This window comes from Streptomyces sp. NPDC054841, from assembly GCF_053611045.1.
Genome location: NZ_JBSGZO010000668.1, coordinates 1 through 3,709, shown reverse-complemented (window position 1 = coordinate 3,709; position 3,709 = coordinate 1). Strand labels below are relative to the sequence as shown.

4 protein-coding genes and 1 pseudogene are annotated in these 3,709 nt (G+C 68.1%); 1 reads left to right on the top strand and 4 read right to left on the bottom strand.

Features of this window, described 5'->3' with window-relative positions:
* Positions 1-19 precede the first annotated feature (19 nt).
* The 3 genes from ACWGI8_RS41420 to ACWGI8_RS41410 form a co-directional block, all read right to left on the bottom strand.
* Positions 20-265 (bottom strand): hypothetical protein, encoded by a 246-nt coding sequence (locus tag ACWGI8_RS41420; RefSeq protein WP_453668614.1) that lies wholly within the window; start codon positions 263-265, stop codon positions 20-22.
* 506 nt (positions 266-771) lie between these two features.
* A complete protein-coding gene (locus ACWGI8_RS41415) occupies positions 772-1,632 on the bottom strand; it encodes a DUF427 domain-containing protein (RefSeq protein ID WP_453668613.1) in 861 nt (286 codons plus the stop codon).
* 22 nt (positions 1,633-1,654) lie between these two features.
* Positions 1,655-2,524 carry an alpha/beta fold hydrolase gene (locus ACWGI8_RS41410; protein WP_453668612.1) on the bottom strand — a complete coding sequence of 290 codons (870 nt, stop codon included), beginning with the start codon at positions 2,522-2,524 and terminating at the stop codon, positions 1,655-1,657.
* Positions 2,525-2,723: 199 nt separating this feature from the next.
* Here ACWGI8_RS41410 and ACWGI8_RS41405 point away from each other — a divergent pair, with 199 nt between their 5' ends.
* The gene (locus ACWGI8_RS41405) at positions 2,724-3,299 is read left to right on the top strand and encodes a MepB family protein (protein ID WP_453668615.1); all 576 of its coding nucleotides are present in this window, start codon (positions 2,724-2,726) and stop codon (positions 3,297-3,299) included.
* A 168-nt stretch (positions 3,300-3,467) separates the two neighbouring features.
* Here ACWGI8_RS41405 and ACWGI8_RS41400 read toward each other — a convergent pair.
* Positions 3,468-3,566: pseudogene (locus ACWGI8_RS41400) on the bottom strand (helix-turn-helix domain-containing protein); the annotation flags it as partial.
* Between the last annotated feature and the right edge of the window lie 143 nt (positions 3,567-3,709).

Below are 3,709 nucleotides of genomic sequence, written 5' to 3'. Positions count from 1 at the left end.
GGGACGGACCTTCGCACGCTCAGCCGAACAAGTCCCGCACCCGGATCGTGCGCACTCGCAGCCGCCTCGCCCGGCGCGGCGGCAGCCGCCCGCCCAGCGCCGGGAGCGTCGCTTTCCTGGGCGGCTGCCCGTCCGCACGCACCGCGGCCCAGAAGTCCCGCCACGCGTCGGACTCCGTCTGCCCGCGCCCGACCACGTCCATGCCCGGGCACGACACCACATAGCCGTCCGGGATCACCTCGACCGACACCGCCTGTCGTTCCACGGTCACCACCACCCATATGTACGGGGCGAACAGAACAGGTCAGGGACCACAACGCGGAGACATGGCCCGCTTCGGTCCGTATCCGGGAGAACCTGATGCGCGAAGGCGTCAACGACACAGCCGCACCGGGGAGGATCCCGGTCACATGACCGTCGCCGTAGCGCACCCGGTACGGCTCCTCACGCAGCGTGCCGGGCCCCGATGCGTACCGCGCACAATCGGGACCCGGCCGCTTTCCTGCCGCACGACCGCTCATCAAATGCGGCATATATACAGCGAAACCCGGACAGACGACTCTGTCCAGTGGCGGAGCCTCCGGCCTTCGCCGCTGGCGCTCCGCGAACGGCCGCCGGGAGACGGTCCTGAGGGTGTTGCGCAGCAGTCTCGGCCCAGGTGGGAAGCCGGTCGGCGTAGGTGGAGTCGGCCCGGACCTGGGCGATCCGGGGGTGCCGGACGAAGGCGCCAGAGCAGTTCGCGGGCGGCGTCCCGGTCCGCGGCGCCAGGGGTCAGCGGGCCCTGACTTCGTCGACGTCCAGTCCACGGTCGACACCGTGGGGGACGACGTTCTGCCCGGGATCGATTTCCAGGCGCTTGCCGTCGAGGTGGACCTCGACCTGGTCCGGCTCGAACGACACCATGTCGCCGATCCTTCCGACCTCCTCGTACGCGTTGCGGTACGACCAGGCGGCGCGGTTCACGTCGCCGATGGCGTAGTAGTCGCACAGGCCCTTGTAGGGGCAGAAGGTCTGACCTTCGACGGGGCGCAGCCGGGTCTCGTCGATGTCGGCGCGCGGGACGTACCAGCGCGGGGCGAATCCGGACTCGTAGAGCACGACCGGGTGTTCGGAGCGGGCCACCACGGTGTCGCCCAGGCGGACTTCCAGGTTCCGTGAGGTGTTGCGGATGTCGATGCTGTGGTACGGGTCCGCGGCATGTCCCAGGATGCGTTCGTCTTCCTCGTAGAAGGCGTCCATGGCGCGCCACGCGAAAGCGATGCGGCCTTGGAGCTCGGCGGCGTGTTCGGGCAGCGCGGTGAACTCCCAGGCGGCACGTTCGGTGGTGCGGTCACCGGCGTGCACCGCGTACCAGTTGGTGTCGCCGAGGTCCTTGTGCCGGGTGACCTTGCCGCTCGCGGCCAGGACCTGTGGGTCCACGTCCTCGCGGGGGAAGTAGGCGACGGGGTAGCGGCCCGGCTCGTGCAGCAGGATCACGTTCTCGCTGTCGGCGATCCACGTGTCGTCGAACTTCACGCGCATGCGGCGGCGCAGTCGCTCGGCGAACAGCAGGCGCTGCGGCAGGGGTTCGGGGGTGAGGAAGTGTCCGACCGCGGCCGTGGAAAGAGGGCCCTGCTGCCAGGACAGTCCCATGGTGTGTTCCTTCCGGGTGCGGTCAGACGAGGACGCGGCCGAGGAAGTCGCGGATGTGCTGGGTGATGGTCTCGAGGTGGCTCTCCAGGGCGAAGTGCCCGGACTCGAGCAGGTGGATCTCGGCGTCGGGCAGGTCTGTGCCGAACGCCTCCGCGCCCGCGGGGCCGAAGATCTCGTCGTTGGCGCCCCAGACCGCAAGCAGCGGGACCTGGGAGTCGCGGAAGTACTGGTGGACGTGCGGGTAGAGGTCCACGTTGGTGGGGTAGTCGCGGAAGAGCTTGAGCTGGATCTCGTCGTTGCCGGGCCGGTCCAGCAGCGCCTGGTCGTGAACCCAGTTGTCGGGGCTGACGAGGCTGGGGTCGGCGACTCCGTTCACGTACTGCCAGCGGGTGATCTCGGCGGTCAGGGCGCCCCGCATGGGAGCTTCGGTGTCCGGCCCGGGTGCCTGGGTGTAGGCGAAGACGCCGTCCCAGAAAGGCTTGACGAAGCCCTCGACGTAGGCGTTGCCGTTCTGCGTGATGATCGCGGTGATGCGATCCGGGGCCTGGAGCGCGAGGCGCCAGCCGATGGGGGCGCCGTAGTCCTGCACGTACATCGCGAACCGGTCGACACCCAGCTGCCGCAGCAGGCCGGAGGTGACCTCGGCGAGGGCGTCGAAGGTGTAGGGGAAGTCCTGCACGGCGGGCATCGCCGACTGTCCGAACCCGATGTGGTCGGGAGCGATGACGTGGTACCGGTCGGCGAGCGCCGGGATGAGGTGGCGGAACATGTGCGAGCTGGTCGGGAAGCCGTGGAGCAGCACCACGGCGGGCGCGTCAGGGTCACCGGCCTCCCGGTAGAAGACCTCGAGGCCGTTGACGGCGACCGTGCGGTGATGGACTGCGGGAGTCATTCCACTAACCTCTCTATCAAGCTTGACCGGTTATGAAGCCAGTCGACCATATCAAACCTAACCAGTCAAGAGACTTTTACTGGTTAGTGCGAGCTCGACCCGCTGTGATGGCACTGCAGTCGCCCACGACGAGCCGGCTCGACAGGCCGTGATCGATTATGTGTTCGATAGCTGGTGGTGACAGGATGCGAGCATGGCGATGGAACGTGACGTCCCTTCGGGGCTCGGCGCCCGTGATCCCGGGCCTTGGCCGGGCGAGGCCGGGATCCCCGGTGACCTGTTGGTGGCGAAGGAGCTGGTGTACGGCCCGAGTGGGTTCGCGTGTTCCCGGCCGGTGCCTGAAGCGGAGAGCGCCGAGTACGGGGCATGCGAGTTCACGCTGGACGGCTTCTCGGTCAGGTTCCGTGTGGCCAGGACAACCCCGAAGAAGGTCGGTCAGTTCGTCACGGTGTGGAAGAGGTCCCCGGGCGGGCCGATCCAGCCCTTCGATGCTGAGGATCCCGTTGATCTGTTCGTCATCAGCAGTCGCGAAGGCCGGCGGTTCGGTCAGTTCGTGTTTCCGCGGGACGTGCTCTGTGAACGGGACATCGTGTCAAGGAACGGTTCCGGCGGGAAAAGGGCGTTCCGCGTCTACCCGCCGTGGGTGACAACCACCAACCGCCAAGCCCGCAACACGCAGACGTGGCAGTTGAACCACTTCCTGCATCTGTCCGAGTCCGGGCCCATCGACACCGCGCGTGCCCGCGCGCTCTATCACTCCTTCGGCCGTCTGTGACCTCGCTTCTGCAGTCAGCAGGTGGACGACGCGGTCCAAGCCCACGAGCTGAGGCCGGCCGACCCTGACGGGTTCCTCGGCCCGTGCCCGGGTGCCGGCTGCGGCGTCGACCTCGGGCAGCCCTCGCCGCCAGGCGACGCACGCCGCTCCGCCAACGGGCACGCCCAACTCCCGTTCCAACGACGCGATCTGATGGGTCAACGCCGACTGCGACATGGGCAACACGCCCGCGGCTTTGGTCACCGAACCCTCGTTGGCCAAAGCCACCCATCATTCCGGCTCCCGCCGCGGATCACGGCGGCACCGGCAGAAGAACTAGGGCGTGTTGCGAAAGTCCCGCCTGGCCCGCGACGCCTGGCACGCACCCTCGCTGCGTTGTCGGACTCATCCAAGTACGCCCAGTACGAGGA